A 25,318-nucleotide genomic window follows, 5' to 3' on the forward strand; every position below is an offset into this window, starting at 1 on the left:
GGTTTAGACGCAAACTAATCTCGCGCGCAGAGGACTGAATCAAATCGCCAAGGTAACTTGCTTTCGCTGTGATTGCTCGGTGCTTTATTCTTTGAAGGATCCCTTTCTCCTCACTTGTAATTTTAGTTTGAGATAACACATAGCGATTGGAAGCAGGAAATTTGGGTCTAAAAACAGAATCGCCCACCACCCTGAGCAGCGGGGTAGTATCTAGAAGCTGCAGATTGACGGGCTTTAGAAAGAGAGACTCAGTTTTCCTCAGACCAAAACGACGAAGAAGAACAAAAATTGCTTGAACCGCTTCGGGCTGGGTTTCTTGAATTTTTTTAAAGATCAGATTTAGTTCTTTCTGAGAAAAGAGATGTGTGGCTGGGTTATAAACCGCACCAATACTGTCGAACTTCACGGACATCAAAGGATTCAGTTCTGCTAGTTTGGAGAATAGGTCCCTAATTTGACGCAGATCGTCTTTAGCAGATTGCAGGATCTGTTGTCTGTCCAGTAGGTAGCCGTTAATGGTTTCAATTGCCTCATCGAGTTGTTCATCATCGATTTCCTGCTCGAGGTTGGTCTCTTTAAAAAGATTCCCAATTCTTCCGTAGTAATTGAGCTTGGTGCTTTTAGCCAAACTTTTTCGTCCAGAGGGTCTTCTACTCTCTATATCTTTGGCATAGCTTAAAAGTGCCGATTTACACAGAGAGGGTCTCGCTGCAATTTCTGTACTTAGTCTTAGCATCGCGCCAAGGGCGTCATCCATGATTGCTTCAATATGGCTTGCGACAGATTTACACAATAGCCCTTGTTCATGGAAGTCAGTTAAAGTGTCCGAGGTGGAGCTCTCCTCGATGGCTTGGTCATGGGTGCCCCCAGAAAAGTTATCCTTAATTTCGAGTCCTGTAGCGCTAACAAATGAGCTTGTAGCGGTCGCTTGGGATGGATTAGGGTCTTTGTTACCGGGATCGGGATATGCAATCGCATCGGTCGCTATAACTTCATGCGAGAGATACTTAGTTGCGGGCGCTAGTCGAGCGTTACTTGCCACGTGATCTGTGTCAGGATCAGTGAGTTGTTGAAAGCTTAGATAATTTGAGCTGCGATGCTTGGTGTCGCCTGAGGCAATCGCGGACAAACAACCGGGTAATTCGTATAGTTGGTAGGATTGCTCAATTTCAGCGAAATAATAAAGTAGGTCTTTTTTGGTGTTAAGCGATGATCCACTGACTCCGAGGCGATTTATTTTAGCCTGCAGGTCACGCCCTAGTTTTTCCAAATTATTGCTGCTCTGGCGAAAGCTTAGTTGATTGACCAGCCGTTCATAATAGTGAATTGACAGGCGATGAAGCTCGTGCCGTCTGACCGGAGTGAGCGGATGGGGCTGCGTATCGACAAAATGAATGTCAATAAATGTTTTATCGGATACTGTTCCAAGCAGGTAATTTCCTTTTAGAACCTGCTGAATTGCTATTTTACAGGTAATGCCATTTAGCTTGATTAAAGAGAGTGCGAACAGAAATTCAAGATTGACCTTTTGTTTCGCCTGGGTGTTGGATTGGAGGATCTCCATGATGCCTGGGTGAGACGCCCGGTATTCCGAATATTTTCGACAAAAGTCGATTGGCACTCTCTCGTTGACGGTACGGCCAACACGCGAGAAGAATTTCATGTCAAGGCCTGGTGCTAACTTTCGAAGAAACCGAGTGAACTTGTAAAAATAGATATCAAAATGAATCCGGTTGCTTAGCTCCAATTGGGCTTGTTTGAGTGCTTTGTCAATTCGATCTTGTGCTTTCTGTTCAGGTCGCAAGCCTTCAATAATTGATTCCGCATCTTGGTAGGCCCTCGCTGAAACTGACTTGTGTAATGCTTTATGTTCAGTCCTTCGCAATTGCAAGCCAAAGCGTTTGGGTATCGACTGCCCCCACACATCAACGTCTTTGCTACTGAATTCAAAATCAATGGATTCACTAATATTTAGGAACTTTAAGATCCTATCTGCAAAGTCACGAACTCGTTGGTGATCCTTATTCATTGTTCTTAGGCTTGATGCGCCGTAAACTGGAATCTTGTCGTTTTCATGGCCTAATAGTCCATCCACAATGTCTCTATCGGTGATCTCGCAGTGGTTACTGACAAAGTGACGCAAGAAATTGGCCTGTAAGGTATCGAAATTTTCAAGGAGTGTTATATCCGCAGAAATACCTTCAATACCGTTTTCTGTCAGGAAAAAGAAAAATGGGATACCTTGAGTGTTTGAAAGGCTTGGCGTGACGAGAAGCGATTCGATTTGTTTCGAAAGCTTAGGCGTGTTGGTTCGAAGTAGATTGGCGAGGCGTTTAAGAGCATTTCGATAGGAGATGCCAATTTCATCAGCGAGCGATTTACAAAGTGGTACCACACGTCTTGGCTCCCTTAGTAAAACATCTTTGTCATCAACAATCGTGAGATCAAAAGTGTCTGTGAATAAATCAAGATCGCAATATGCATCTTTAACGGGTCGCCCGCCCGTTGTTAGATAGATCCGGAAGATCAAGTAGGTAACCCAAGCATTCCAAGACATGCAAAGTGATTTGCTGTTTATGGCATGCTTTAATTGGCTAACCATGATAGCTACATCGGCTCTAAATTTCTCAAGATCAAAAGCGTAAGGGGAGCCCGCGACGTTTTTCTCTTTGTGGATTACGGAATAGTAGGCGCATTTCGAAGGAAGCTCTGATCGAGCGTTTTTTTGTATCAACATTGCTGCCGATTCTGGATGCCCTTGTGCAAGGAGCATCAGTCGTCGGCTGCTTTGCAGCCAGGCATTCGATTCAAACCCGAAATGTACTTTTACCTGATCAATTTTCTCAGGATCGAACTTTCTATCAATCGCCAGGTCGTAGAGGCTCTCATGGGTTTGAATATTCCATTGGTCCTTTAGAAAGTTTTGGAGTTTGGTGGGTAGAGATCTCCGCTCTATCCTTTCGGACGGCAAAAGAGCTGAATGAAGAAAAGTCGTTTTGCCGATATGTTGAAGTGATGGACGAAGTCTCCATATCGCGGAAAAATCCTCCATGAATCCAAACTCCGGTTCTGGCAGATGATGGACTCTGAGTGCTAGCGCACCTTCAAGGTTGGCACCGATTTGATATCCGATCCAAATTAACACGTCTGCTAAAGTGTCATTGGTGATTTCGCTGGTGTTGCCCGCCTCCAAAGTTGCGTAGGCACTGATATGTTCAGCCTGAAGCGGCAAGTGTGGGTTGGTCGGGAAATAGGTCGAAAGGTTGAAATCAAGCAGTACTTGCCCAATGGCTTTTGCCTCTAGCTCAGGGGCGTCCTGATTGTTGTTTTGTTGTCCCTTGGTATGACCGTCAATGTTTGAACCAGTGTGGTCGTCTGGTTGCGCATTACTGAAGTTCTGTTTAAAAAGCGCTTTTAACCTCCGGACTTCCTTGCCATCATCATCGTTTATTTTGTACCTGTTCAATTTCAAAGACTGGATCCCTGAAAGAGAGTCTGGACCAAAGTAAAGAACAGGTTTTTCAGACGGAGAAAAGAAATTCAAGAAACTCTTCTGAATATTCCTCTGATATTTCGTTTCGTTATCGTTTGGAAGAACAGTCGTTGATCTCGATAGACGAAGTTCAGTTTCTAACTTTTCCTTGAATACTTTTTCACTTTTCGATGGCTTGTCGAAGCGTTGAAACAGATGGATCAGAAAATCACGGTTTTGGTTTTCGTTTACTGGCGCAAAAGTTTGGCGTATCTCATTGAGAAATTTAAGATGGGGCATGCGAAATATCACGCTTCCATGGGTGAAACAATAGCATTCAAACAACTGCTTTAATATTAGCAAAGCGGTTTGTGTATAGCCGAAATTGGGATGCTGCTGCCAACTTTGAAAAAGCAGCTCAACAATTGGGTATTCACCGCGTGAAATTTGCTGAGCTCTGAAAATCGGTCGTTTTGTATTGATAGTTTGTAATTGCTGATCACATGCTCCGTAAGCATCGTAGCTTCGGATTATATGGATCAGATGGTGGAGGTTTCTGTAGAAATCATCTTGGTGCGACCATGCTTGTAAAGTTTCCCTGTAGTGCGTAGTGCATAGCCAGCCAAGGCAGTAATGGAGAAAGCCCCCTCCCGCAAAAGGGATAGTAATTTCCGACTCAACCTTATGATTACGTAGCCCGTTATGAAGACGTAGATCTTCCCCGATTGCCCAGCTTCGTCTTAAATTGGTTACAAAGTGAGCGGGAAGGTCTATTTTGTCGGTTACCGCTGCAAGCGCATCCTCAAACTGGCCACAGTCTTGGATTAGATTTGGATTCCAGTTGGGGATATTTTTCATATGGCGGTGTCCCAGCTTGACAACATCGTTGCAAATATCGTTACGATTGCACCGAGAAGACTTGATTTGAACAAGCTATATCGCTTACACTTCGAGCAAGTGGATTGGGGGCTCCCGGTCGGCGCTATAGCCTCGGTGGGTTTCATCGGGGCTTTTCGCTTTTTTGGGGCGGATAAACTTTTAAGCCCCAATTTTCATATCCTTGCCCGACGTTTTTTCGACCTCCAGAGCAATAAAACTTCTCCTTCAAGATTTCAAAAGCACTGTTTGGTTGATCGGGGCGCAGAATGTTAAGGCCAATCGGCCTAGCGACGAGGTCAGCCAGTTGCAGGCCAGGGGAATCCACCTTTTTATCCGCAAAAATAATCTCAAAAGGGAAGTTGATTCCAACGCGATTTGCTCCATCGGTCATCCGACGAAACTCAAGCTCTAACTCGTCGTCTTCTTTTTTACCTCGACATTCAAAGACTACGTGGGTGAGTTGCTTGTGCTGACTCTTCTCCTGCAGGAACTCATAGAGTGTTTCCAAACAAAAGCCTAGTGCTAAATGATAGGGGTTCTCGTTTTGGTCAGGCGAGCCTTTGAGTTTTGATTTGTCGATGACACAACTAGCCAGAATAAAGTTGTGGGTTTTGATTAGTTGACTCAGTTCGTCCAGGAATTTGGTTTTTTGCAGCTTGCTTTTGAAGGTGAATGCGCCTTTTTCTTTTCTGATGTCGTGTTCATGTAGTACAACCAAGTCATGACCGAAGTGCTGGAACTTGAATTGGTGCAGTGCGGAAACAACGCGATTGGCGTAATGCCTTTTGTGAAATATGCAAAAGGCAAGGACGAAAATTGGATAGTTTGGATCCAAATTTTGCATGCCATGGTCACCACTTTCGTCGACATAGACGATGTAGTCACTGAATAAGCTGGGTGTGGTTTGGTCGGTTTTGCTGCTCATTGTGGTCTCGCAGTGACTTTGAAAAGTCTGTGACGAACAAAATTCAGTCGCCTACGGATGTGCCGCAAAGTGGGCCGAGACTCCAAAAACCACAAAAATAGCGAAATAGTACCGAGACGTTAAATGGTGTTATCTCACAGTTTGTGTGTGAAAGCAACAAAGTATAGAAATGCACATCGTCTTGAAAAGCGCGAATTAACGTCGTTTAGAGTGAATGTAAGTTGTATGAGATACATCTTTTCCCCTTGGCCTCCGAAGTTCGATCCCCGCCGGCCGCGCCAACTGTTTTGAACTGAAAAGCTCCGCATGTCGGGGCTTTTTTGTTTCTATCCGGTTATGTTTTGTTCGGATTGTGCACAAAGTTCCGGATGAGATACTCATCGAACATCGGGACAGTGAACGCGATATCGCCATGAGATGGGCTGTAGATCATTCCTTTACTGATGATTTGTGCGCGCCGAGGGCCCAAGCTCTGGTGGGTCTCACCAAGTGCATCCGCCACATCCGATGATCTGTAAGGCCCGGATCCAAGTTTCGCCATCGCGATCACGTATTCTCGTTCTTTCGGGGTTAATCGATCAAATCGTACTTTGAAGAAACCTTCGTCCAGACGCTTTGTCGCCTCCTCGGCGGCCTTTCGTGCATCCTCAAAACGGATCGGGGAACTCTCCGCGATATTCCAGCATTGATAGCCCCATTCTTGCAGGAAGTAGGGGTAGCCTTTTGTCTTGGTCACAATCTCTTTAATCGCGTCAGCCTCAATCTCTTCATCTTCATCTTGGACGGGCTGCCGAATGGCTATTTCAGCATCCAAATTCTGTAGGGCACCGACCGCAGGGTAGTGGAAGAGTCGCTCGGCGTACGATTTGGCATCTCCAGAAAGAGCGGCTACTTGCGGCAGACCGGCACCGAAAAATAAAATGGGCAAGCCTTTTTGGTTGGCTTTGTGGAGTGCCACAATTAATGCTGCCAAGTCGTCCGAGCGGAGGTATTGGACTTCATCGATCAGAAGGGTCCACGCTTTGCCGGCAGACTTTGCAGCCTCCCCAACGCGCATAAACAATTCAGACAGGTCCGCTTCCATGTCGCCACTGTCGGCGACACCGACTTCAGGATCAACCGAAATTGTTGCATCGCCGTACGATATTTTGAATGCCGATGCGAAAGACCGAAGGGCCCGAAGAGCCTGATGCGCTTTGACTTTTGCGATTTCCAGAGTCGAGAGTTTTCGCAAGACCTGATTGACTCTAGGAACGAGCAGTTCACTGAGCACCTTTCCCTCCGGTGCCTCAATCGACGAAGTGATGTGTCCCTCCGAGTCCGCCATCTCTTCAATTTTATTCAGCAGCACTGTTTTTCCTACCCCGCGTAAACCGAGCAACATCTGTGATCGGCTTGGTTTACCCAGCAGTGTTCTTCGAATTGCTGTCTGTGCATCTTCAAGGATGGCTTGTCGTCCTGCAAGCTCCGGCGGTCTGCTTCCGGCGCCCGGTGCGAAGGGGTTTCTGACTGCATCCATGGAATATCCCGTACAGATGATATTGATTGATATGCAAGTATATCTTGTATTAGATATACATGTATATTAAATCTTAGTCATTTATAGAAACAGGTAGAAAGTAATAGAAAAACGAAGAATGCCACGTCACCGGCGTGAACACCAGCCAATCCGGGATGCACAAATTAACTGGCATGTCGGGTGAACTTCTTGCGTTGATTATCTACCTGTATGCTTTGAATTCAGCCTCGCCACTTCTTTTCTCCCACCTCCATGCGCCCACTACTAATCTTGTTCGCTGCTGGCTTTGCTGTTGGCCTTTCTATCTTGGCCCCTGCTTCTGCGGCGCAGTGCACGCTCAGCCCGGTGGCGAGACAACCCGTGGGGCCTGAGCCTGCTGAGCAATACGTGGGCGTGGCGCAAGGCGTTGAGATTCGTTTTCACAACGAGAAGCAGGAATTACCCGTCTCGGTGTTTCCCGAGCCTCCGTTAGCGATTGTTCATCCTTCCACCCAACAAGCCTGTGAAATCAACAATGGCGGGGTTTGGGTTCGCGAGCATGTGTGTATGTCAGTCGCAATGCCTCGGTGCTCGTCACGCAGGAGTACAGCGGCTCAAACGACGCTTTGAGTTTCTACAACACTCAAACCTGCCAGCGAGTTGCCTCTGTGGATGTGTCCAAGTCGCCGCATCCAACCCCCATCGGCCGCAGTATCAGGGTGACCATTCACCACCCACTGCACCATGAAACTACCTCTGCCCTGGTTCTCCCTTCGGCCTGTCACCGATGAATCATTCTTTGACACGGCGCCCATTCGCTTCACCTATGTCATGAACTTAGCCGCCTCCGCGGACGAGGTGTGGGCTGGCCTGGTGGCCGACCGCCCCTTGAGTTGGTGCAAGGCGCTCACAGTGCAATACACCTCACCGCGCCCGTTTGGCGTGGGTACACGCCGTGAAGTGGGTGCGCAGTTCAACCTGGTGCGCATGAAGGAACGCTTTTTTATTTGGGACGATGAAGCCCGCCGCCATGCGTTTTACGTGGAAAAGGCCAATGTGCCTTTGCTGTCGCAGTTTGCGGAAGACTACCAGGTAACGCCCACTGAGCAGGGTTGCCAGTTTGTGTGGCGCTTTGCGATGGCAGGCCGCCCGGGCTTGGCCACCGCGTTGCAGTTAACGCAGGCGCTGCCCAAGCGTCTGGTATTTGATGGGCTGGTGAACGACACCCAGCGCCATTTCAAAACCGTCTAGGCACATTAAGCCAAGCCGTATTCCTTCACCAGCGCAGCCTTTTTGCCCGGCAGGAAGTTGATGCGGCTGGCGTCCCTTCCCACTGCTTGAAGCAGACGGGGGTTCATGACCCGGAACCACAGTGGTGGAACATAGGCCACCAAGAACATCGCGAAGTAACCCGAGGGCAGGCTGGGCAGTTCGGGAAAGTCTCGCAGGCTTTGGAAGCCCCGTGCCGGGTTGGCATGGTGGTCGGAATGGCGCTGCAGTTGCAGCACCACCAGGTTGCTCACCAGGTGGTTGCTGTTCCACGAGTGGTGTGGTTGGCAGCGTTCGTATTGGCCGTTGTCGAGCTTTTTGCGCAGCAGCCCGTAGTGCTCAATGTAGTTGGCCGAGGTCAACTGGAACGCACCCCACAGGCTGACCACCAGCAAGGCCATCACAGCAGGCCAGCCAAAGGCAATCACCAAACTGCCGTGCACCAAGGCCGTCATGGCCAGGCCCTGCAATATTTCATTGCGGGCATTCCAGCGGCTGTGGCCTTTGCGTTCCAGACGTTCGGCTTCCAGCTGCCAGGCCCGTTTGAAGGCACCGGGCAACTCGCGCAGCATAAAGCGGTAAATACTCTCGCCCATTTTTGAGCTGGCTGGGTCTTCCGGGGTGGCCACATCGCGGTGGTGGCCGCGGTTGTGTTCAATTGAAAAATGCCCGTAAGCCCCCAGCGACTGGGTCCACAAGGCCAGCCACTGGTCAAGCCTGCGCTTTTTGTGGCCCAGCTCGTGGCTCACATTCAGGCCAAAGCCCAGCATGCTGCCCGTGGTAATGGCCACAGCCCACCAGTACACGGGTGCCAGCGGTTCGGTGGCCAAAAAGGCAATGTTGAATACAAAACAACCGGTGAGTATGGGCACCAGCGCGTAGGTCACCCAGCGGTAATAGGCGTCGTCTTCCAGACGGGGCACGGCGGCCTCGGGCGGGTTGTGGCGGTCTTCACCAAACAGGCGGTCCAGCAGGGGCAAGCCCACATAAAACAGCGCCAGAAATATCCACAGCCAGGTGGTGTTGCCGGTGTTGAGGTACAGCACCGGGCCCAAGGGGGCGGCCAGTGGGGCTACCACGGCCAGCAGCCACAGGGGCTTTTTGTTGTCGCGGTACTGGCTGGGTAGGGGCAATGCGCTGTTGGGCGTGCTCATGGGGGCAGGTCTCCGTGTTGTTTTTTGTAGCGTAGGCGTTTGGGCTTGACAGCAACACCGCCTTCTGTGGCATAAATTCGTCATTCAGTGACAAAACAGGGGCGTGAGCGATGCAAACGGTGGATTGGGCCCTGCGGCCCGCCTTGCACCCGGTGTATGCGCGGCTGCTGTGCGCCGAGCTGTTGCGGCGGGGTTTTACCCGCGAAGCCATTACTGCCCATTTGCCGGTGGACTGGGAGGCCATCCACACCCAAAACGGCTTTACTAGCGCCCAAGCCATGCAGGCCCTGGCTGTGCGGGGCATGGCGCTCACCGACTGCCCCTGGCTGGGCCTGGAGGTGGGTTTTCGCACCCAGGCGGCCGCACACGGGGTGCTGGGTGCCGCCATGATGGCCAGCACCAGCCTGGCCGAGGCCGCTTTGCTGCTGCAGCGCTATGCCCGCCTTCGGCAAAACCTGGCCGCCCTCAGCATTGTTCCGGGCGAGCGCTATGAGCTGCAGTTGGTGCCGGTGGTGCCTTTGGGCCCTGTGAATGAATACCTGCATGGCCAGTTGGTGGCCGGGCTGTTGCAGTTGTTTTCCACCATCACGGGGTTGGATTTGCAGGCCCACCTCACCGTGCATTGGCCCTTTGAGCAGCCTGCCTGGTATGACCAGTACCAGCGCGTGGCGCGGGTGAATGTGTTTGGCGCCCCGGCCATGCGCATCAGCCTGCCGGCCGATGTGGCATTATCGCCATCCATTGCGGCAGACCCACAGGCTTTGCGCGCCCATTTGCAGGAATGTGAGCTGGCCTTGCACCGCGCTTGCGCGGGTGAATCGATGGCTGACCGGGTGCGTGTGGTGTTGGAAAGTGGTGAGGACACCTTGGGCCTGACGCTGGACGAGGTGGCCAGCCGACTACACCTCACCCGGCGCACGCTGATTCGCAAATTGGCGGCAGAAGGCAGCCGTTTCCAAACCATTCACGACGAATTGCGGAAAAATAAGGCCTGTTGGTTGCTGATGAACACCAACACGCCAGTGGATGCGGTGGCGGCCCAAGTGGGCTGTGGCGACGCCAGCAACTTCAGCCGCATGTTCAAGCGTTGGGTGGGGGTGGTGCCGTCGCAGTACCGGCAGGTTGGGCATAGAGGCTGAATTCATTCCGATCACGAATCAGCAGTTCCATGAGCTTGGGATGGATAAAGACTTTCTCTTTGCCCACCTGCATTTCCCTGAGCACGCCAACCTTTACCAAGTCTTTTAGGTAGCGTGATGCAGCCTGCCGCTGAGCAATGTGTTTGTCGACCAGGTTGCCAATGCGGCAATAGGGTTGTTCAAAAATCACATCCACCAGTTCACGGCTGTATATCTTGGGCAACGTCTCGCGCACATAGGCGGTTGTGTGATCAGCCAGTAAGCGGATTGCACTGATCTTGGCGGTTGTCCATCGTGCGGTTTCTTCAACCGCAGTCAGCATGAACAACACCCATGCCTCCCAGTCTTGCTTGCGCGTTACATCCAGCAGCAGGCGGTAGTAGTCCGCCTTATTGGCAATGATGTAACGGCTGAGATACAGAATGGGCAGGGTGAGCAAGTCCTGTTCAATCAGATAAAGGATGTTGAGCACCCGCCCTGTCCGCCCGTTGCCATCGATAAAAGGGTGGATCGCCTCAAACTGATAATGACCAACCGCCATGCGGATCAGTGGATCAATATCTTCGGCGCTGTGGAGAAATCGCTCCCAGTTGGCCAACAAATCGCGCAGTACGGTTTCACCTTCAGGTGGGGTGTAGATCACCTCACCCGTCTTGTCATTAGCCAGTTTTGTGCCTGGCGTGCGACGAATGTCCATGTCAGCCCCCTTGAGAGTCTGGCAAATCTCAACCGCGGTTGCGGTGCACAAAGGGCGCGTTGTGAGGGAGCGATAACCCCGATGCAATGCTGTGCGGTAGCGCAATGCTTCCTTGGTCGCAGAATCAGCGGCGTTGTCACTTTGGGCAAATTGAAATAGCCGGTCCGTGGTGGTGACAATGTTCTCTATTTCAGAGCTATCCTTGGCTTCGAGCAGCGGGATGATATTGATCAGCATGCTTTGATTCGGGATCAGCTCGGCTGCCTGTTTTAATGCGGCAACAGCGGCTCGGGCGGTAATGCAACGCTTAAGCACAGCCCGCGTTTCCAGCTCGGTGGCCGGCGGCAGCGGCGGCAGGCTGTTATAAGGTTGCTCTGGATGCCAAGCGTGGGGAGACATAACCATTCCTGTTGTCATGGTGTCAAAACCAAGTTTTTGCGACAGATCGGCAGAATATGTCGCTGGCGACGACAGGTCAAGGAAATATGTCGCAGAATCCTTCTTTTTGCGACACGACTGGTGTTGCGCATCCCAGCCGCACTGGTTTTAATTGGTCGGAATGAGAGGATTCGAACCTCCGACCCCTGCGTCCCGAACGCAGTGCTCTACCAGGCTGAGCCACATTCCGATCACCAAATTTTATCAGCTTGTTTTTGGCTTGGGCTGACCCTGCACGTCTTCCCCAAAAATGCTGCTGGCCCCGCCGCGAATAAGGTCCACAAAGCGCCGCAGGCGTGCAGGGTAAAAGTGGGCATACGGGTACACCAGGCTCACGGGCAGGGGTTCGGCCTGCCAGTCGGGGGCCAGGTGCACCAACTCGCCGCTGGCTAAGGCGTCTCGCATCACCCAGGCTGAGGCCAACCCAATGCCCACGCCTTGCAGGGCGGCGCTGCGCATGGCGTACAGGCTGTCGGTACTAAAGCGGGGTTGTATCGCTAGGCGTTTTTGCTTGTGGGTGGTGTTGTGGGTCAGCACCACTTCGTTGCGGTAAAAGGTGCGCAGGGCTAGCCAAGGCAACTCGGCCAGTTCGTTGGCGTCTTGCGGAACGGGGCGGCCTTCCAGCAGCGCGGGCGAGCCCACCACAATGCGGGCCACCTGGGCCAGCGGTATGGACACCAAGCCCGGGTCGCTCACCTCACCCACCTGGATGGCGCAGTCAATGCCGGCGGCAATGTAGTCTTGAATGGCGCGGTCGTCGTGCAGCAGCCATTCCACCGCCATGCCAGGGTGTTGCCGCAGGTAGGTGGCCAGCGGCTCGATGAGGCGCTCTTGCCCAAACGCGTGCGGCACAATCACCCGCAACACGCCCTCGGGCTCTTCCCGCGCGCCTTTCAATTCCGATTCAAACCGGGCCCAGGTGGTGAGCAAGGTTTTGGCTTGCTCGTAGCAGCGCTCGCCGTCTTGCGTCAGGCGCATGGTGTGGGTGGTGCGTTGTATCAGCCTTAGACCCAGCGCGGCTTCCAGCGCCTTCAGCCGACGGCTGATGGTGGGTTGTGTGGTGCCCAGTTGGCTGGCGGCGGCCGACAGGCTGCCGGCCTCCACAATGCGCAGGAAGGTCAGCATGAGCTCAATGCGCTCGCCGGTGCCGGGCAACACAGGGGCTGCGGGTATAAAGGGTTTGGTCATGCATTCAATGTATAACAAATCTGCCCTTTGTGGGTCTACCCATTCACCACCAGTAAGGCCATGATGCAGGCTGCTGATGTTTTTCAAGGCTGTGCCCATGTCGTCCAATCCTGCTGTATCCCTTTCAACGTCGATGTCCTCCGCTGAGCAAGCAGGTCTATCTCGCCTGCTGGTTTGGGTGTTGGCCGCCGGTGCGGCCTTTTCCGTGGCTTGCCTGTATTACAGCCAGCCCATGCTGGGTGTGTTGGCGCAAAACCTGGGTGCTTCGGACCAAGCCGTCGGCTGGGTGCCCACGCTGACGCAGTTGGGTTACGCGGTGGGCATTTTGTTGTTGGCCCCCTTGGGCGACCGGCATGACCGCCGCAACATCATCGCCATCAAGGCGGCCTTGTTGGTGGCTGCCTTGGTGATGGCCACGTTCTCGCCGTCGCTGGTATTGCTGTTGCCGGCCTCGCTGCTGATTGGTTTAACCGCCACCATGGCGCAGGACATTGTGCCCTCCGCCGCCGCACTGGCCCCGGAACAGCAGCGCGGCAAGGTGGTGGGCACGGTGATGACGGGCCTGTTGACCGGCATTTTGCTGTCGCGCGTGTTGAGTGGCCTGGTGGCCGAGCAGTTTGGTTGGCGTGCGGTGTTTGGCATGGCCGCCGTCACCATTGTGTTGATCACGTTGTGCATACGCCGGGTGCTGCCGCCCATGCCGCCCGTCACCCACTTGCCTTACCTTCAATTGTTGGGTTCGCTTAAAGGCCTGTGGAAGAAGCATGCGGCCTTGCGGCGCGCGGCCATTGGGCAGGGGTTGCTGGCCACCGGTTTTAGTGCCTTTTGGTCAACGCTGGCCGTGTATTTGCACAGCGAGCCATTCAGCATGGGCAGTGCCGTGGCGGGCAGTTTTGGCTTGGCGGGTGCTGCGGGTGCATTGGCCGCCCCCTTGGCAGGCCACATGGCTGACCGGCGTGGGCCGCAAGTGGTGACGCGCCTGGGCGCTGCCCTGGCGATGGTCGCTTTTGCCGGCATGGGCCTGGCAGCCGGTTGGCCCGTGCATTCTCAGCTGGTGGTGCTGGCGGTGGGGGCGGTGGTGTTCGACCTGGGTGTACAAGCCACACTGATTTCCCACCAAACCCTGATTTACAGCATCGACCCCGGCGCTCGAAGCCGCCTGAATGCGGTGCTGTTTGTGGGCATGTTCACCGGCATGTCGCTGGGGGCGGCGCTGGGCAGCGCCCTGCTGGCCCATGTGGGGTGGGGCGCTGTGATGGGCATGGCCGCCTGCACCTCCCTGGCTGCCTTTGTGGTGGTGTGGTTTCACCGGCCTTTGCGCAGATTTACTGCGGTTTGACAGGTTGTATAGGGCCTCTGTAAGTTACGCCTAGGTATCATGGCGTAACCCACCCACAGGAGTCCCCCGATTGAACACATCTGTACTGGCCCGTTTGCAGGGCCTGTTGAGCAAGGCCCCTTTCATGGCATTCACCAAGCTGGGGGCCGCCGAGCGCCGCAAGGGCGACGGCACAGCGTTGGCCGCCACGTACTTGCCGTTTGAACCCCACTTGAAAAACCACATCGGCACACAGCATGCTGGTGCCTTGTTCACTGTGGCCTACACCAGTGCGCGCGCTGCCGCCGAAGAAGCCGTGGGTGGAACAGCACTGGTGTCGTCGGGGTTTCAGTCCAGCATCCAGTTTCGCAAGCCCGGCAAGGGTGCGGTGTGGGTGAGCAGCCAGGCTCATGTGGTGAGCCCAACGGAGGTGCGTGTGGACAGCACCCTGCACAGCGAGGGCGATGAACCGATCGCGCAGCTCACCATCACATTCACACCCGCAACAACCACCGCTTGAGGAGGCGCACATGGAAGGTTTGATGAACAAATTGATGCGCCCGGTGGTGAAGATGCAAATGGATGGCAAGGTGCCCTTTGCCAAAGCCTGTGGTGTGCGGCTGGAGCAGATGGAGTACGGCCAGGCCCGCAGCACCATGGAACCCAAGGCGGAGTTGCAGGACGAAACCGGGCATGTTCACCCGGGGGCGTTGTTCACTTTGGCAGAAACCTGCTCGGGTGGCGCCATGGCGGGTGGTTTTGCCTCGGTCATCCTCAAGGTTCGGCCGGTGGCAGCCCAAGTGGATTTTCAGTTAAAGGCGCCAGCCCAGGGCCGCTGCACCGCACATTCCCGGGTGGAAGGCGATATTCACGAGCTAAAGCGCCTGCTGGATGCGGAAGGGAAAATCAACTTCCCGGTTCAGGTGGATGTGAAAGATGCACGTGGCACGGATGTGGCGAGCATGACCGTGCTGTGGAATTTGAAGCGCACGTGATGGTAAGGGCCGGACTGGCCAGGTGGGCCGTCTATCCATTGGCTTGTAAGCAATAACCTTATAAAAATGTACGTATTGTAAAAATGATAATGCTTGCGTACAGTCCAACCATCGATGCTGACTCACCGAGCCGCTGCCATGTTTCGTTTGTTCATCCCCATTGTGGTTACCACCGCTGCACTTGCCTTGTCTGCGTGCGTGGGTGGATCCAGTGATGGGTCGAGCGGCACGGTCAGCGCGTCGGGTGCAGGCAATGGCCCCCCGGTGTTGACCTCGCAAAGCCTGCTGTCGGCCATGGGGGGCAATCAGCCACCGGCCGGTGTGGGCTGTGGTTGGGGCGTGGCGTCCGACCCCGACAAAGTCAACGTGGCTTTTCCAGACAGTGCTGCCAAGTATTGGGTCACGCTCGCGCCCATCACCCCGGGCACCCGCCTGAAAATTCAGGGCAAGTTTCCCGATGCCCGGTACTTCTCCTTCAATGCATACGATGCAGCCCAGCGCCCCACCGATGCGATTGCGGATGTGGAGCTTGAGCCCGATGCCGGCGCGGTCAATTCCTTCCGCCAAACTGCGGCGGCCGGTGGTGGTTACACGGCCTATTTGCAGTTTGGCCCGTCACCCACCCAACAGCCCACTGTGCCGAGGGCCAGAAACACGCTATACGCCGGGGACATTCAACTGGGCACCCGGGCGGTGCCCAACAGTGGTTTGGTGATGCTGATCTACCGGGTGTATGTGTCGGCCAAAGGCGAGTTTGCCGATGGCGGTGTGGGCTTGCCCACACTCACGGTGGAAACGGCCGATGGTAGCCGGGCACTGGGCACCTTGCCCACTTGCGCAGAACCACCGCTGCCCAACCTGGGTGGGCAGTTGCCACCCCTGGGCTTGAATGACCGCCTGTTGGCGATGGACTACCCCAACCAACTGGCGCTGGATTTTCCGACTGCGGCCTACCCACCCCGCACCAACCGGTTTTATGGACTGGGTGAAGTGGGCACGCAGGTGATCAACAGCAGGCTCGGGACCGATGTACAAACACCGGGTGCTGTCAGCCTGGGTGCAGGCGGCTTTTTGAGCAACATCCACAATGCCTACACCACCACCACTTTTTCCCGGCGGTTTGGCAGCCTGGCGGTGGTGCGGGCCAAGGCGCCCAGCTTCCGCAGCCAGGCGGGTGTTGAGCGGGGGTTTGAAAACCTGCGCTACTGGTCGCTGTGTGGCAACGAGTTTGCCACCCAGCGTTTCACCGCCTGCTCTGCCGATTTTCAAACGCCGCTGGACGATGCTGGGTATTTCACGGTGGTGATTTCGGACCCTGCCGACCGACCCGCAAATGCCACCGCAGCCAACGGGTTTGCCTGGTTGCCTTGGGGGCCGTATGCCGACCAGGTGCTGATTTACCGCCACATGCTGGAGAACCCGGCATTTCCGCAAACCATTCAGCGGGTGCCCAAAGGCACACCCATTCACGATGTGATGGGCGACTACACCCCGGTGGGCACTTACTGCAATCCAGCGGTGTTCACGCAAAGCGTGCGGCCGGCTGACGTGTTTGCAGCCTGTGTGGCCGACCAGGCGCAAAACCCACCCACGCTGGTGTTGGGGCGCTGATAGACTGGCCGCAGGGTCGTCTGTCCGACATTAAATATTTACATGGTGTTGACATCCAGGTGCGTCCCATTGCAGTATTACTACAACAAGGGCCCGGTGAGGCCTACCACTGAACATGAGGAGACACAATCAATGCGTTTGAATTCGTCGGCCCGGCCATGGCGCCAGGGCATATTGGCAGCAGCCTTGTTGCTGTCGCTGGGTGCAGCGCAGGCCCAAAGTCTGGATGAGTTGGGCAAGTCACTGACACCGGTTGGCGCTGAACGCAAGGGCAATGCGGCTGGCACCATTCCCGAGTGGACAGGCGGTATTGCCAAGGCACCAGCGGGTTTCAACATCGACAAGTTTTCCACGTATCCGTTTGCTGATGACAAGCCGCTGTACACCATCACCGCGGCCAACATGGAGCAGTACAAGGCCAACCTGACGCCCGGTCAAATGGAGCTGATGCGCCGTTACCCCACCTACAAGCTCAACGTGTACACCACGCGCCGCACAGCCGCTTATCGCCAAAGCGTGTATGACAATGCCAAGGCCGAGGCACCCAATGTGAAGTTGGTGGAAGGTGGCAACGGTGTCACCGGCATCAAAAAATCCAACATCCCGTTCCCCATTCCCAAAAGCGGCATTGAGGTCATCTGGAACCACATTTTCCGTGACCTGGGTGGTTCTGTAACCCGCTATTCAGCCGACTTCCCTGTGCAGTCCGATGGCTCATTCACGGCAGGCAAGCGGATTGAAACCATCTCCTGGGCGTCTTACATGGACAACCCGGAACCCAACCGCATCCTGTACTTCATGAACCAGATCACGGCGCCCGCCAACTCGGCCGGTGAAGTGGCCCTGGTGCACGAGCCCATCAACCAGGTGGAAGAGCCCCGCTTGGCCTGGCAGTACAACCCTGGACAGCGCCGCGTGATTCGCGCCCCTGAGCTGGCCTATGACAGCCCGGGGATTGGCGCCGACGGTCTGCGCACCAACGATGACCTGAACGGTTACAACGGCGCACCCGACCGCTACGACTGGAAGTTGATCGGCAAGAAAGAAATGATCGTGCCGTACAACAATGCCAAGCTGGCCGACCGTTCGCTGAAGTACACCCAGATCATCGGCAAAACCAACATCAACGCCGACTTGCTGCGCTATGAATTGCACCGGGTGTGGGTGGTGGAGGCCAACCTGAAGCCGGGCAAGCGCCACATTTACGCCAAGCGCGTGTTCTATGTGGACGAGGATTCCTGGGCTGTGTTGCACGCCGACCAGTACGATGCCCGTGGCCAACTGTGGCGCGTTCGTGAAGTGTTTGGCACGCAAATTCCGTATGTGCCCACCTTCGCGTCCTCTGGCGAGGTGTTGTATGACTTGCAGGCTCGCCGCTACCTGGTGAATGCGCTCACCAACGAAGAAAAGCAGCCCGAGTTTGGCAAGAAGTACGAAGTCAGTGATTTCTCATCCGCCGCATTGCGACGCATGGGTCGGTAACAAGAACAACAGGTTGTTGTTGTAACTTCAACGGCGCAACTCCCTTCACGGTTGCGCCGTTTTTATTGGTGCTTGTCAACTTACTGCCAACGGCCTTCAGGCCAGAAGGCCACACCACGGGGCTCGATCACCTCGTCTGCATGTTGGTGTGCCCAGCGCAGGGCCTTGCAGAATTCTTCCGCCAGCGGGTTCTCGTCCACCACGTGGCGTTCCATGAAGTTCTTGGATTTCACCAGCGCACGCAGTTCATCCAGCAAGCCCGGTGTGTTGATGTAACGCACGGCACCTTGCACATAGTTGTCCACACTGGTGGCCACGCAATAGTCTTCCAAGCCAAACGCTGCCAGCACATCGTAGTCGCTGCGCGAGTGGGGTTCCTCGCCCAACCAGGCCACCACGGGCATGCCCAACACCATGCAGTCGATGGTGGAGGTGGCATTGCCAAAAGGGAAAGGGCTTAGGGCCAAGTGGTTTTGTGCCAGCAGGGCCAGGTATTGGTCATAGCTGGTGCGCCGCGCAACAATCGCGTTGGGGAAATGAGCCTTCAGGCGTTTTTCCGTGGACAGGTGGCCCAGCCCGAATTCATTGGGGAAGAACATGAAGCGCAACGGCTTTTCTGCCTGCCGTTCAATTTCCTTCAAGGCCGCGATGAAGTGCAGGTTGATTTTCATCACGTTGCAGGGCACCGCGATGGACACGAATTCATCGCTGAGCACGGTCTGCTCGGGCAGCTTCAGGTGCTTGTGTTTTTCAATCAGGCTGCCGATTTCGCTGTCCAGCACCAGCATGTTTTCGTTCACCACGCCGGTATCGACCACCGTGCGGGTGTTGATGAAGGCCAGGTCCATCGTGTTTGAAAAGCTGCTGGCCGGGTGACCAAAACTCATGACTTGCAGCGGTGCCCACCGCAGGTTGGCCATGGAAATGCCCCAGGCCCGCATGCCCACGCTGGTGAAGTAGGCAATGTCGGGTGTGCATTGGTTGAGCACGGGTTGCAGGTTCATTTCATCGGCAGGCACTTCAATGTAGCGGTCAAACAGTGCAATGGCATCCTCGTCCACATCAGCCTTCAATCCGACCAGCACCATGTAATAGTCGTGTTTCAGTTGTTTGATGATGGGGGCATACCAGCGGTACATGGCGTGCACGGAATTAAAGCTTTCCGCGACCACGGCCATCACAGGTTTGTTGTGCGTATTGCCCGGCTGCGGCACGCTGCCGGCAGGCTTGGGCGCAATGCCTTTGGCTTTGTGCAGTCGCTTGAACCAGTCGTTGAGGTGTTGCTTGATGGTGTGCTTGCGGCCTGCCGTGCTGTAGCTGCACAGCATCCACACATTGGCAATGATTTGCGCGTAATGCTCAATCGGCCGAAGTGCATGGAAGGGGTTGTATTCTTCCAGCAAAAATTTGCGGGCGGCTTCGCCATTCATGGTCACAGGCAGGCGGTCGAGCAATAACCCCAGCGTGATGAGTGCGGCGGGCTCGGTTTCTTCCAGTGAAAGTTCCACCAGGTCGGCCGTGTCGATGTCGCCCAATGTGGCCAGCAGCAGGTGGCGCACCATGGCCTGGTTGTCGGTCATCTTTTGGGTTTTCTTTTCACCGGCTTTGGCTTTGAGCAGTTTTAGCACATGGGCTTGGCTGCCATAGCCCGACACCTCAAACACATAGCCGACGAAACGCTTTTGGCAGGTGAGATGAAACACCTCATTGATGGTGAATTTGTGCGAAAAGTCGGTGAACACGCGGATGTACAGCGCAGCGATTCGGGTGCACAACTCGGTCACGCCGACAATGTTCAACTGCAGCAGGTTGGCGTAGGGTTTGCGTTCACATTGCTCCACCAACTTGCCCAGCAGGCGCACTGCCTTTTCAGCCGGTGTGGTGTGCAGCAGCAGGGCGCTTTCCAGTTCGCTGACCTGTTCGGCCAGTTCGGTGTAGTGCACTTGAAATTGCTCTTCGAGGGTGGTGTTCATGCCGGGGCCTGTGTGGTGCGCAAGGTGTGGAGGTGAGCCCGCACGGTGTGCGGACCGGGGGGCAAGTCGTGTTCAATGGCAGCGCGCAATGCGGGCAGTTTGCAGTAGGGCACAGCCGGGTACATGTGGTGCTCAATGTGGTAATTCATGTTCCAGTACAGCCACGACCAAAAGGCGGGCAGCAGCAGGGTGCGGCTGTTGGCGCGGTAATCGCTGTGGTTGCAAGCCAGCCCGCTGTGCTGCAGTTTGGCCAGCACGCGGTTGGGCAAGGTGCAGAAAAAGGGGGCCAAGGTCAGCAGGCATAGTCCCTGCCAAAAACCGGTGGCGGCAAACAGGCCCAACAACACGGCATGGCCAGCCAGCGTGTACTGCGCAGTTTGCACCAGGGCCTGGCGGGCCGGGCTGCCCGGTGGGAAGGTGCGTTCGCCAAATGGGCCTTTCACGCGGTTGCAGGCGTTGTCCCACACAATGGTGGTGGCCCGCTGAAAAGCGGCCCAATCAAACAGGGCAAATGCCCACCAGCGCTCCAGCAGCGGGTAGGGGGCCGGGCTCACTTCAAAGTCCACGCCGGTGTGCAAGGTGTTTTTGTGGTGGTGGCTGTGGCTGTGGTCGAAGTACACGGGGTTGTTCCAGGTCAGGAATGACACCATTCGGTACAGCGCTTTGTTCAACCGTGTAGACGTAAACACCGTGCCGTGCTTCAGTTCATGGCCCAGGCCCGCATAGCCCAAAAACGTGTACACCATGCCGTGGAACAGCAGCACCGGAACGGCCAACACCGTGGTGGCGCTCAGCGTTTGGGTAAGCCTTACAAACAGCCAGGCAGTGCACAGCAACACACCGGCGTGTGCGCCCAGCTTGAGGGCGCTTTGCCAGTTGTCACGCTGCGTCAGGCGCTGCAGCAGTTCTCGGTTGATGGGGCTTCGGTACATGGTCCTTGGTCAATCAGGCTCGTGTCATGAGCCTGACAGCAGGGTTGAAAAATCACCCAGCAGTTCAAAGGCAATCATGGTGTGCTCCACATGGAAAATGCGGCGACCCTGTGCGTGGCCATTCAAGAACTCGGTCACGTCTGAATGGATGTTGGACGCATAATCGTGCCACAGCACCACCGCATTCTTGCGGGCCATGCGATAAGCGTTCTCGGTGTCTTTCTTCACAATGTCGAAGTGGTGGCCACCGTCGATGAAGATGAAATCAAACTGGTGTTCAAAACCCTGCTCGCGCACATCCAGTGTGGTGCTGTCCTGCAAAATTTGCTGCACCTTGCTGTGCACGGCGGCATCGGCACGGGCCAGACAACGGGCGCCCTGCGCCGCAAAGGCGCTGCGCAAAAAGTCGTCATTGGCGTCGCCGTCTTTCAGTACATCGCCAGTGTGGCTGGCGTTCACGTTGTCAGGGGGCAGGTCGATGGTCACCACTTGCGCATCCACGGGTGTGTTTTGCGCCAGCAGCAGGGTGGTGGCCCCCATGAAGGTACCAAACTCAAACAGTGAGCTTGCACCCGTCAGCTTGGCGAGGCTCACCAACACACTGCTTTCCAGCAAGGTCATGCCGCCAATGTCTGGGCTGGGTATGTTCACGGTAAAGCCCACGTTCTGCCCGGGAAAGCGGTCTTCAATGGCTTTGAACAGCACTTTGGGGCGAATGGCTTGAATCACGGTGTGGTCAGGTAGGCGTGCGTTCATGCGGTTATGCTCCGGTTGGTGTGGGTGGTGTTACCCAGTTCAATGGTTTGGCCTGTGGCCGAGGCACGGGCAATGGCCTGCGCCAGTTCCAGCCCTTCGGTGGCCACGCCAACCGACAGGGTGTAGGGGTTGAGTTGGCCTTCGCGCAGCGCGCGGGCAATGTCGGTGTAGTAATTGGCAAAGGCTTCAATAAAGCCAGCCGGGTGGCCTGCCTTGAAGCGCTGGTAGCGGCCTTGAGGCGTGATGCTGGAGCTGGTCGAGATGCGATCCAGAATCATGCGGTTGCCCAAGGCGTCGGCTGCCCGCAGCAGTTCCGGTTCTTCCTGGTACCATTCCAGGCTGCCTTGGGTACCAAACACCCGAATGCGCAGGCCATTGCGCTGCCCCAGCGCGGCCTTGCCATACCAGGCATTCAACAGCAGGTTGTTCTCATAGCGCACCACCGCATCCACATCGTCAATCAAGCCGGGGGAAACACCGCTGATGGAGCGCGACCAGGCGTTCACCGACAGGGGTTTGGCCTTGCACAAAAAATTCACCAGGCTGTGCAGGTGGACAAACAGGTCCAGCGACACGCAGGCGATTTCAGCATCGCGCAGGCGCCAGTCCTGAATGGCGGTGGTTTTGTTCTGGTTTTTCAGGCGCATGTAGCTGTCTTGCGGCATTTCCGCCATCACCCGGAACACCTGGCCAATTTGCCCCTGTTCAATGCGGGCTTTCATTTCACGCACCACCGGGTAGCCGGTGTAGTTGAACACCGAAAACACCTCGGTGGTGTCGCTGTTGACGCGGGTGAGCAAATCCCGGCATTGCGCCACATTGGCCAGCAGGGGTTTGTCGGAAATCACTGCCAAACCATGGTCCAGCGCCAGGTGGATGTAGTCGGCATGGGAGTCAATCGGGGTGGCAATCACCACGGCATCCAGTTGATTGGCCTCTGCCTGTATGAGGTGCTCGGCGCTGGGGTACACCCGGTCGCCAGCCACACCGTATTGCCGCCCGCTGTCGGCGTTGAACTCCGCATCGCGGCTAAAACAACCGGCTTGCAATTCAAATTCACCGTCCATTTTGAGCGCAATTTCGTGCACGCGGCCCACGGCTGAATTCACGCCGCCACCAATCATGCCCACGCGGATGGGTTTGCCAAATCGGTGCTGTGTATGTTTACTCATGGCTTATTCCTCCGTGAAAAACATCACGGTTTCGGACCAGCCTTCGGTGTAGTGGCGAAGGCGGACCTTGTAATAGGGGTTCAGGCTCATCACGTGAGCCCAAACTTCCCGGAAGTGTGAGGCCTGGTGATAGACTGAAATCGCCAGTTTGGGTTTGTGCTTCAAAATCTGTTGGCGGCAACCGGCCAGTGCATTCAGTTCCCAGCCTTCAAGGTCCATCTTGATGAAAGTGGCGGCTTCAGGCACTTCGGCATCCACCGTGTTGACCCGAATGCTGTGCTGGCCGCCTTGGCCAACGGCCGAGGCCGAGCCTGCATCGGGGTCGAATTCCAGTTGGCCGGGTGCGTCCGACACACCGAGGGGTTTGAAAACGATGTCGCGGTGGTGTGCCAGGCGCAGGTGGGCCGCCGCCATGTTCACGGGCGAGGGTTCAAACAGGTAAACCCGGCGGTAGGCCGGGTCTCGTTTGCAAAATTCCTCGGTGGTGTCGCCGTCAAACCCGCCGCAGTCCACAAACACCTCGCGGTTGAGGTTCAGGAAATCTTCAAAATACTGCTCCCGAAAACGAACGGTGTAACCCTGCATGCTGGACAGGTCGGCGCTCAGGCGAAAAGCGAGGGTGTTCAGCAAGGTGTTGCGCGACTCATCATCGCCCAGTTGGGCAAACAGGGTTTCCCAGTCGGCCTGGTGCTTCATCCACTCCAGGCGCTGCTCGCGAACAAAAGCGGGCAACATGCTGTGGGCTGTGGTCGGGTGCTGAATAAAGTCGGCCACGCTCAAAATGCGCTCAAAGCCCCGGGCTTTGAGGGCTTTGTGCACACTCACTGGAACAATCGAGGTGGAGCAGTTCACCACCCAGGCGTGGGTGGGCACTTGCTTCATGGTGAGCACGGGCAAGCCAGCCCACTCGGCGCCGTCGAATCGGTCATCAATCCAGCCGTCCAGCCGGACTTCCCGTGACAGTGCCAACCCTTCCGGATTGCGGCCAATGGCATAGCGAAGAGCGGGTTGGCGGGGGTCAATAAACTCAGAAACCCAGCGACTGGTCTGTGTGTTGTTGGGCTGGTGCAGCAGGGCATCCAGTTGTTCGCCCAAGGTGTGTTCCATCACTGGCATGTGGGCCTCGCGGGGTGTATGTCGTACAACTGGCGCTGTTGCGCAGCCAGGCTCAGGTCGAGCAATTCGGTGCTGGATGCAGCTTGTGCAAACAAAATCGCAATCCGGCTTTTGGGGCTGGGCGCAATGTCGTCACCGCTCACCGCCAGGGGCACCCACCGCGTGACCATCAAGGGGCGTTTGAACCCCAGGTGCGACATCACCGCACGCTTGGGCAGGGTCAGGGTGTGGCGCAATATCCATCGGGCATCAAACCCTGTCAGGGGGGCCACATTCAAGCCCACAAACGGGCGGGCATAGCTGGCCGCATAGGGAAAACCGGTGGACAGTTCAATCAGCTGGCTGTACAGGTCGCCCGGGCAACGGCGGGTCATTTCAACCCAGGCGAAGCCACGGTCGGTCAGCAAAAATTGTCCATGCACCAGGCCATCGGTCAGGCTCAAGCGGTGAGCCATGTGCTCCACCTCGGCACGCAACTGCTTCAATACCACTTTTGGAAAATCAATGGCCAAGTGGCTGGTGTCCACCACAAAGGGGTTGGCTGAACCGTGTTCAATCACGACAAAGTCCTGCACCACGCGCCCGTTGTGAATGAAAGCCGAGTGGCTGTGCAACTGCCCCTGCACATGGGTTTCAATCACGCACTCGCCGCTTCGGCTGGTGTGCCTGGCGTGTTCAATGGCCGAGCGCAAGCCGGCTGCATCGCCCGGTTTCACGACGGTGATGCCATGTCCGCTGAATGCATCGGTGGGTTTCACCATCACGCTCACATCCGTGGGCACAGCCTGTTCGTCATACAGTTGTGGGGTGGACAGGCCTTCCTGCATGGCAAACCGGCGAAAGGCTGATTTATTCGACAACGTGTGTGTGGCGTCCAGCGTGTCGATGCCCCGGAAATTCCGTTCACTGTTGACCACGGCACAGCTGGCATACGAACGGTCGTTGCAGCCGGGCACCAGGTAATCCACATCCAGTTCACGGGTCAAGTCCAGCAGTGCATCCGCATCGGCATAATCCAGTTGAACATAGCCCGGGTCGTTTTTGGCCAGGTAGTCTTGCGGGTTGCCGCCGCAGCAATGCACGGTGTGGCCCAGGCTGCGCAGAAACTCCACAATCGGGCCCGATGAAAAGTTGGTGTCGACCACCAGCACCTTAGCCACGGTCCAGCTCCGGCGCGGTTTTGCCCAAGGGGTGAAACACGTGTTCAGGCCGATTGGGCGACAGATCCACGGCAATTTCTGCATCCAGGTCTTCGGCTTCGTGTTCGGCCTCTTCCAGTGCGTGCATTTGGGCGTCTTTCAGCG

The 25,318-nt window shown here is 55.5% G+C and carries 21 protein-coding genes and 1 tRNA gene; 9 read left to right on the plus strand and 13 right to left on the minus strand.

The genetic code is table 11. The features are described 5' to 3' along the window. The 3 genes from VGE55_RS00005 to VGE55_RS00015 all read right to left on the minus strand — a co-directional run. Nucleotides 1-4,330, minus strand: a 4,330-nt coding sequence (locus VGE55_RS00005; RefSeq protein WP_331129695.1) for a hypothetical protein, incomplete at its 3' end; no start/stop codon positions are given. 142 nt (nt 4,331-4,472) lie between these two features. Further along, nucleotides 4,473-5,276: a DUF3800 domain-containing protein gene (locus VGE55_RS00010; protein WP_050771113.1), complete on the minus strand. Its 804-nt coding sequence runs from the start codon at nt 5,274-5,276 to the stop codon at nt 4,473-4,475. Nucleotides 5,277-5,610: 334 nt separating this feature from the next. After that, nucleotides 5,611-6,795 (minus strand): AAA family ATPase, encoded by a 1,185-nt coding sequence (locus tag VGE55_RS00015; protein WP_331129696.1) that lies wholly within the window; start codon nt 6,793-6,795, stop codon nt 5,611-5,613. A gap of 252 nt (nt 6,796-7,047) precedes the next feature. On the opposite strand from VGE55_RS00015, the gene VGE55_RS15015 reads away from it, so the two are divergent. Genes VGE55_RS15015 through VGE55_RS00020 form a run of 3 tightly spaced genes read left to right on the plus strand, consistent with a single transcriptional unit; the run spans nt 7,048 to nt 8,025 of the window. Further along, on the plus strand, nt 7,048-7,404 hold the full coding sequence (locus VGE55_RS15015) for a hypothetical protein (protein ID WP_414674927.1): 357 nt from the start codon (nt 7,048-7,050) through the stop codon (nt 7,402-7,404). Next, on the plus strand, nt 7,320-7,565 hold the full coding sequence (locus VGE55_RS15020; RefSeq protein ID WP_414674928.1) for a hypothetical protein: 246 nt from the start codon (nt 7,320-7,322) through the stop codon (nt 7,563-7,565). Before VGE55_RS15015 ends, VGE55_RS15020 begins: the two co-directional genes overlap by 85 nt. After that, complete coding sequence (locus VGE55_RS00020) at nt 7,519-8,025, plus strand: SRPBCC family protein (protein WP_331129697.1); 507 nt, start codon at nt 7,519-7,521, stop codon at nt 8,023-8,025. Before VGE55_RS15020 ends, VGE55_RS00020 begins: the two co-directional genes overlap by 47 nt. 5 nt (nt 8,026-8,030) lie before the next feature. Here the strand turns inward: VGE55_RS00020 and VGE55_RS00025 are convergent, their stop codons facing one another. Then, entirely contained in the window at nt 8,031-9,197 is a 1,167-nt protein-coding gene (locus tag VGE55_RS00025; RefSeq protein WP_331129698.1) for an alkane 1-monooxygenase, read from the minus strand. Between the two features lie 110 nt (nt 9,198-9,307). Here VGE55_RS00025 and VGE55_RS00030 point away from each other — a divergent pair, with 110 nt between their 5' ends. Then, complete coding sequence (locus VGE55_RS00030) at nt 9,308-10,336, plus strand: helix-turn-helix domain-containing protein (RefSeq protein WP_331129699.1); 1,029 nt, start codon at nt 9,308-9,310, stop codon at nt 10,334-10,336. Here VGE55_RS00030 and fic read toward each other — a convergent pair. The 3 genes from fic to VGE55_RS00045 all read right to left on the minus strand — a co-directional run bounded on the left by fic (nt 10,278) and on the right by VGE55_RS00045 (nt 12,659). Beyond that, nucleotides 10,278-11,432, minus strand: coding sequence for a protein adenylyltransferase Fic (gene fic, locus VGE55_RS00035; protein WP_331129700.1), 1,155 nt, complete (start codon nt 11,430-11,432; stop codon nt 10,278-10,280). The genes VGE55_RS00030 and fic overlap by 59 nt on opposite strands. A gap of 152 nt (nt 11,433-11,584) precedes the next feature. Continuing rightward, a tRNA-Pro gene (locus tag VGE55_RS00040) sits at nt 11,585-11,661 on the minus strand. Nucleotides 11,662-11,675: 14 nt separating this feature from the next. Then, nucleotides 11,676-12,659, minus strand: a complete 984-nt coding sequence (locus tag VGE55_RS00045; protein ID WP_331130100.1) for a LysR family transcriptional regulator — start codon at nt 12,657-12,659, stop codon at nt 11,676-11,678. Nucleotides 12,660-12,792: 133 nt separating this feature from the next. On the opposite strand from VGE55_RS00045, the gene VGE55_RS00050 reads away from it, so the two are divergent. The 5 genes from VGE55_RS00050 to VGE55_RS00070 all read left to right on the plus strand — a co-directional run bounded on the left by VGE55_RS00050 (nt 12,793) and on the right by VGE55_RS00070 (nt 18,065). Continuing rightward, nucleotides 12,793-13,998, plus strand: coding sequence for an MFS transporter (locus VGE55_RS00050; protein WP_331130101.1), 1,206 nt, complete (start codon nt 12,793-12,795; stop codon nt 13,996-13,998). A gap of 70 nt (nt 13,999-14,068) precedes the next feature. After that, a complete protein-coding gene (locus tag VGE55_RS00055; RefSeq protein WP_331129701.1) occupies nt 14,069-14,497 on the plus strand; it encodes a PaaI family thioesterase in 429 nt (142 codons plus the stop codon). Nucleotides 14,498-14,507: 10 nt separating this feature from the next. Next, the gene (locus tag VGE55_RS00060; protein WP_331129702.1) at nt 14,508-14,972 is read left to right on the plus strand and encodes a PaaI family thioesterase; all 465 of its coding nucleotides are present in this window, start codon (nt 14,508-14,510) and stop codon (nt 14,970-14,972) included. A gap of 138 nt (nt 14,973-15,110) precedes the next feature. After that, a complete protein-coding gene (locus tag VGE55_RS00065) occupies nt 15,111-16,583 on the plus strand; it encodes a hypothetical protein (RefSeq protein ID WP_331129703.1) in 1,473 nt (490 codons plus the stop codon). A 132-nt stretch (nt 16,584-16,715) separates the two neighbouring features. After that, the gene (locus VGE55_RS00070; protein WP_331129704.1) at nt 16,716-18,065 is read left to right on the plus strand and encodes a DUF1329 domain-containing protein; all 1,350 of its coding nucleotides are present in this window, start codon (nt 16,716-16,718) and stop codon (nt 18,063-18,065) included. 80 nt (nt 18,066-18,145) lie between these two features. On the opposite strand, the gene VGE55_RS00075 is transcribed toward VGE55_RS00070, so the two are convergent. Genes VGE55_RS00075 through VGE55_RS00100 form a run of 6 tightly spaced genes read right to left on the minus strand, consistent with a single transcriptional unit; the run spans nt 18,146 to nt 25,174 of the window. Then, nucleotides 18,146-20,038, minus strand: coding sequence for a hypothetical protein (locus VGE55_RS00075; RefSeq protein WP_331129705.1), 1,893 nt, complete (start codon nt 20,036-20,038; stop codon nt 18,146-18,148). Continuing rightward, complete coding sequence (locus tag VGE55_RS00080) at nt 20,035-20,970, minus strand: fatty acid desaturase (protein ID WP_331129706.1); 936 nt, start codon at nt 20,968-20,970, stop codon at nt 20,035-20,037. The genes VGE55_RS00075 and VGE55_RS00080 overlap by 4 nt, the downstream gene beginning before the upstream one ends. 24 nt (nt 20,971-20,994) lie before the next feature. Then, nucleotides 20,995-21,726, minus strand: a complete 732-nt coding sequence (locus tag VGE55_RS00085) for an O-methyltransferase (RefSeq protein ID WP_331129707.1) — start codon at nt 21,724-21,726, stop codon at nt 20,995-20,997. Further along, entirely contained in the window at nt 21,723-22,898 is a 1,176-nt protein-coding gene (locus tag VGE55_RS00090) for a Gfo/Idh/MocA family oxidoreductase (RefSeq protein WP_331129708.1), read from the minus strand. Before VGE55_RS00090 ends, VGE55_RS00085 begins: the two co-directional genes overlap by 4 nt. 3 nt (nt 22,899-22,901) lie before the next feature. After that, on the minus strand, nt 22,902-24,014 hold the full coding sequence (locus VGE55_RS00095) for an FkbM family methyltransferase (protein ID WP_331129709.1): 1,113 nt from the start codon (nt 24,012-24,014) through the stop codon (nt 22,902-22,904). Further along, a complete protein-coding gene (locus VGE55_RS00100; RefSeq protein ID WP_331129710.1) occupies nt 24,005-25,174 on the minus strand; it encodes a hypothetical protein in 1,170 nt (389 codons plus the stop codon). Before VGE55_RS00100 ends, VGE55_RS00095 begins: the two co-directional genes overlap by 10 nt. Nucleotides 25,175-25,318 lie beyond the last annotated feature (144 nt).

The organism is Limnobacter sp. (assembly GCF_036405155.1).
In the GTDB taxonomy this organism is placed as follows: domain Bacteria; phylum Pseudomonadota; class Gammaproteobacteria; order Burkholderiales; family Burkholderiaceae_B; genus Limnobacter.

Coding starts and splice junctions, on each gene's coding strand:
- VGE55_RS00010 (WP_050771113.1), bottom strand. CDS start 5,276: ATGAGCAGCAAAACCGACCAAACCACACCCAGCTTATTCAGTGACTAC.
- VGE55_RS00015 (WP_331129696.1), bottom strand. CDS start 6,795: ATGGATGCAGTCAGAAACCCCTTCGCACCGGGCGCCGGAAGCAGACCG.
- VGE55_RS15015 (WP_414674927.1), top strand. CDS start 7,048: ATGCGCCCACTACTAATCTTGTTCGCTGCTGGCTTTGCTGTTGGCCTT.
- VGE55_RS00020 (WP_331129697.1), top strand. CDS start 7,519: ATGAAACTACCTCTGCCCTGGTTCTCCCTTCGGCCTGTCACCGATGAA.
- VGE55_RS00025 (WP_331129698.1), bottom strand. CDS start 9,197: ATGAGCACGCCCAACAGCGCATTGCCCCTACCCAGCCAGTACCGCGAC.
- VGE55_RS00030 (WP_331129699.1), top strand. CDS start 9,308: ATGCAAACGGTGGATTGGGCCCTGCGGCCCGCCTTGCACCCGGTGTAT.
- fic (WP_331129700.1), bottom strand. CDS start 11,432: ATGTCTCCCCACGCTTGGCATCCAGAGCAACCTTATAACAGCCTGCCG.
- VGE55_RS00045 (WP_331130100.1), bottom strand. CDS start 12,659: ATGACCAAACCCTTTATACCCGCAGCCCCTGTGTTGCCCGGCACCGGC.
- VGE55_RS00050 (WP_331130101.1), top strand. CDS start 12,793: ATGTCCTCCGCTGAGCAAGCAGGTCTATCTCGCCTGCTGGTTTGGGTG.
- VGE55_RS00060 (WP_331129702.1), top strand. CDS start 14,508: ATGGAAGGTTTGATGAACAAATTGATGCGCCCGGTGGTGAAGATGCAA.
- VGE55_RS00065 (WP_331129703.1), top strand. CDS start 15,111: ATGTTTCGTTTGTTCATCCCCATTGTGGTTACCACCGCTGCACTTGCC.
- VGE55_RS00070 (WP_331129704.1), top strand. CDS start 16,716: ATGCGTTTGAATTCGTCGGCCCGGCCATGGCGCCAGGGCATATTGGCA.
- VGE55_RS00075 (WP_331129705.1), bottom strand. CDS start 20,038: ATGAACACCACCCTCGAAGAGCAATTTCAAGTGCACTACACCGAACTG.
- VGE55_RS00080 (WP_331129706.1), bottom strand. CDS start 20,970: ATGTACCGAAGCCCCATCAACCGAGAACTGCTGCAGCGCCTGACGCAG.
- VGE55_RS00085 (WP_331129707.1), bottom strand. CDS start 21,726: ATGAACGCACGCCTACCTGACCACACCGTGATTCAAGCCATTCGCCCC.
- VGE55_RS00090 (WP_331129708.1), bottom strand. CDS start 22,898: ATGAGTAAACATACACAGCACCGATTTGGCAAACCCATCCGCGTGGGC.
- VGE55_RS00095 (WP_331129709.1), bottom strand. CDS start 24,014: ATGCCAGTGATGGAACACACCTTGGGCGAACAACTGGATGCCCTGCTG.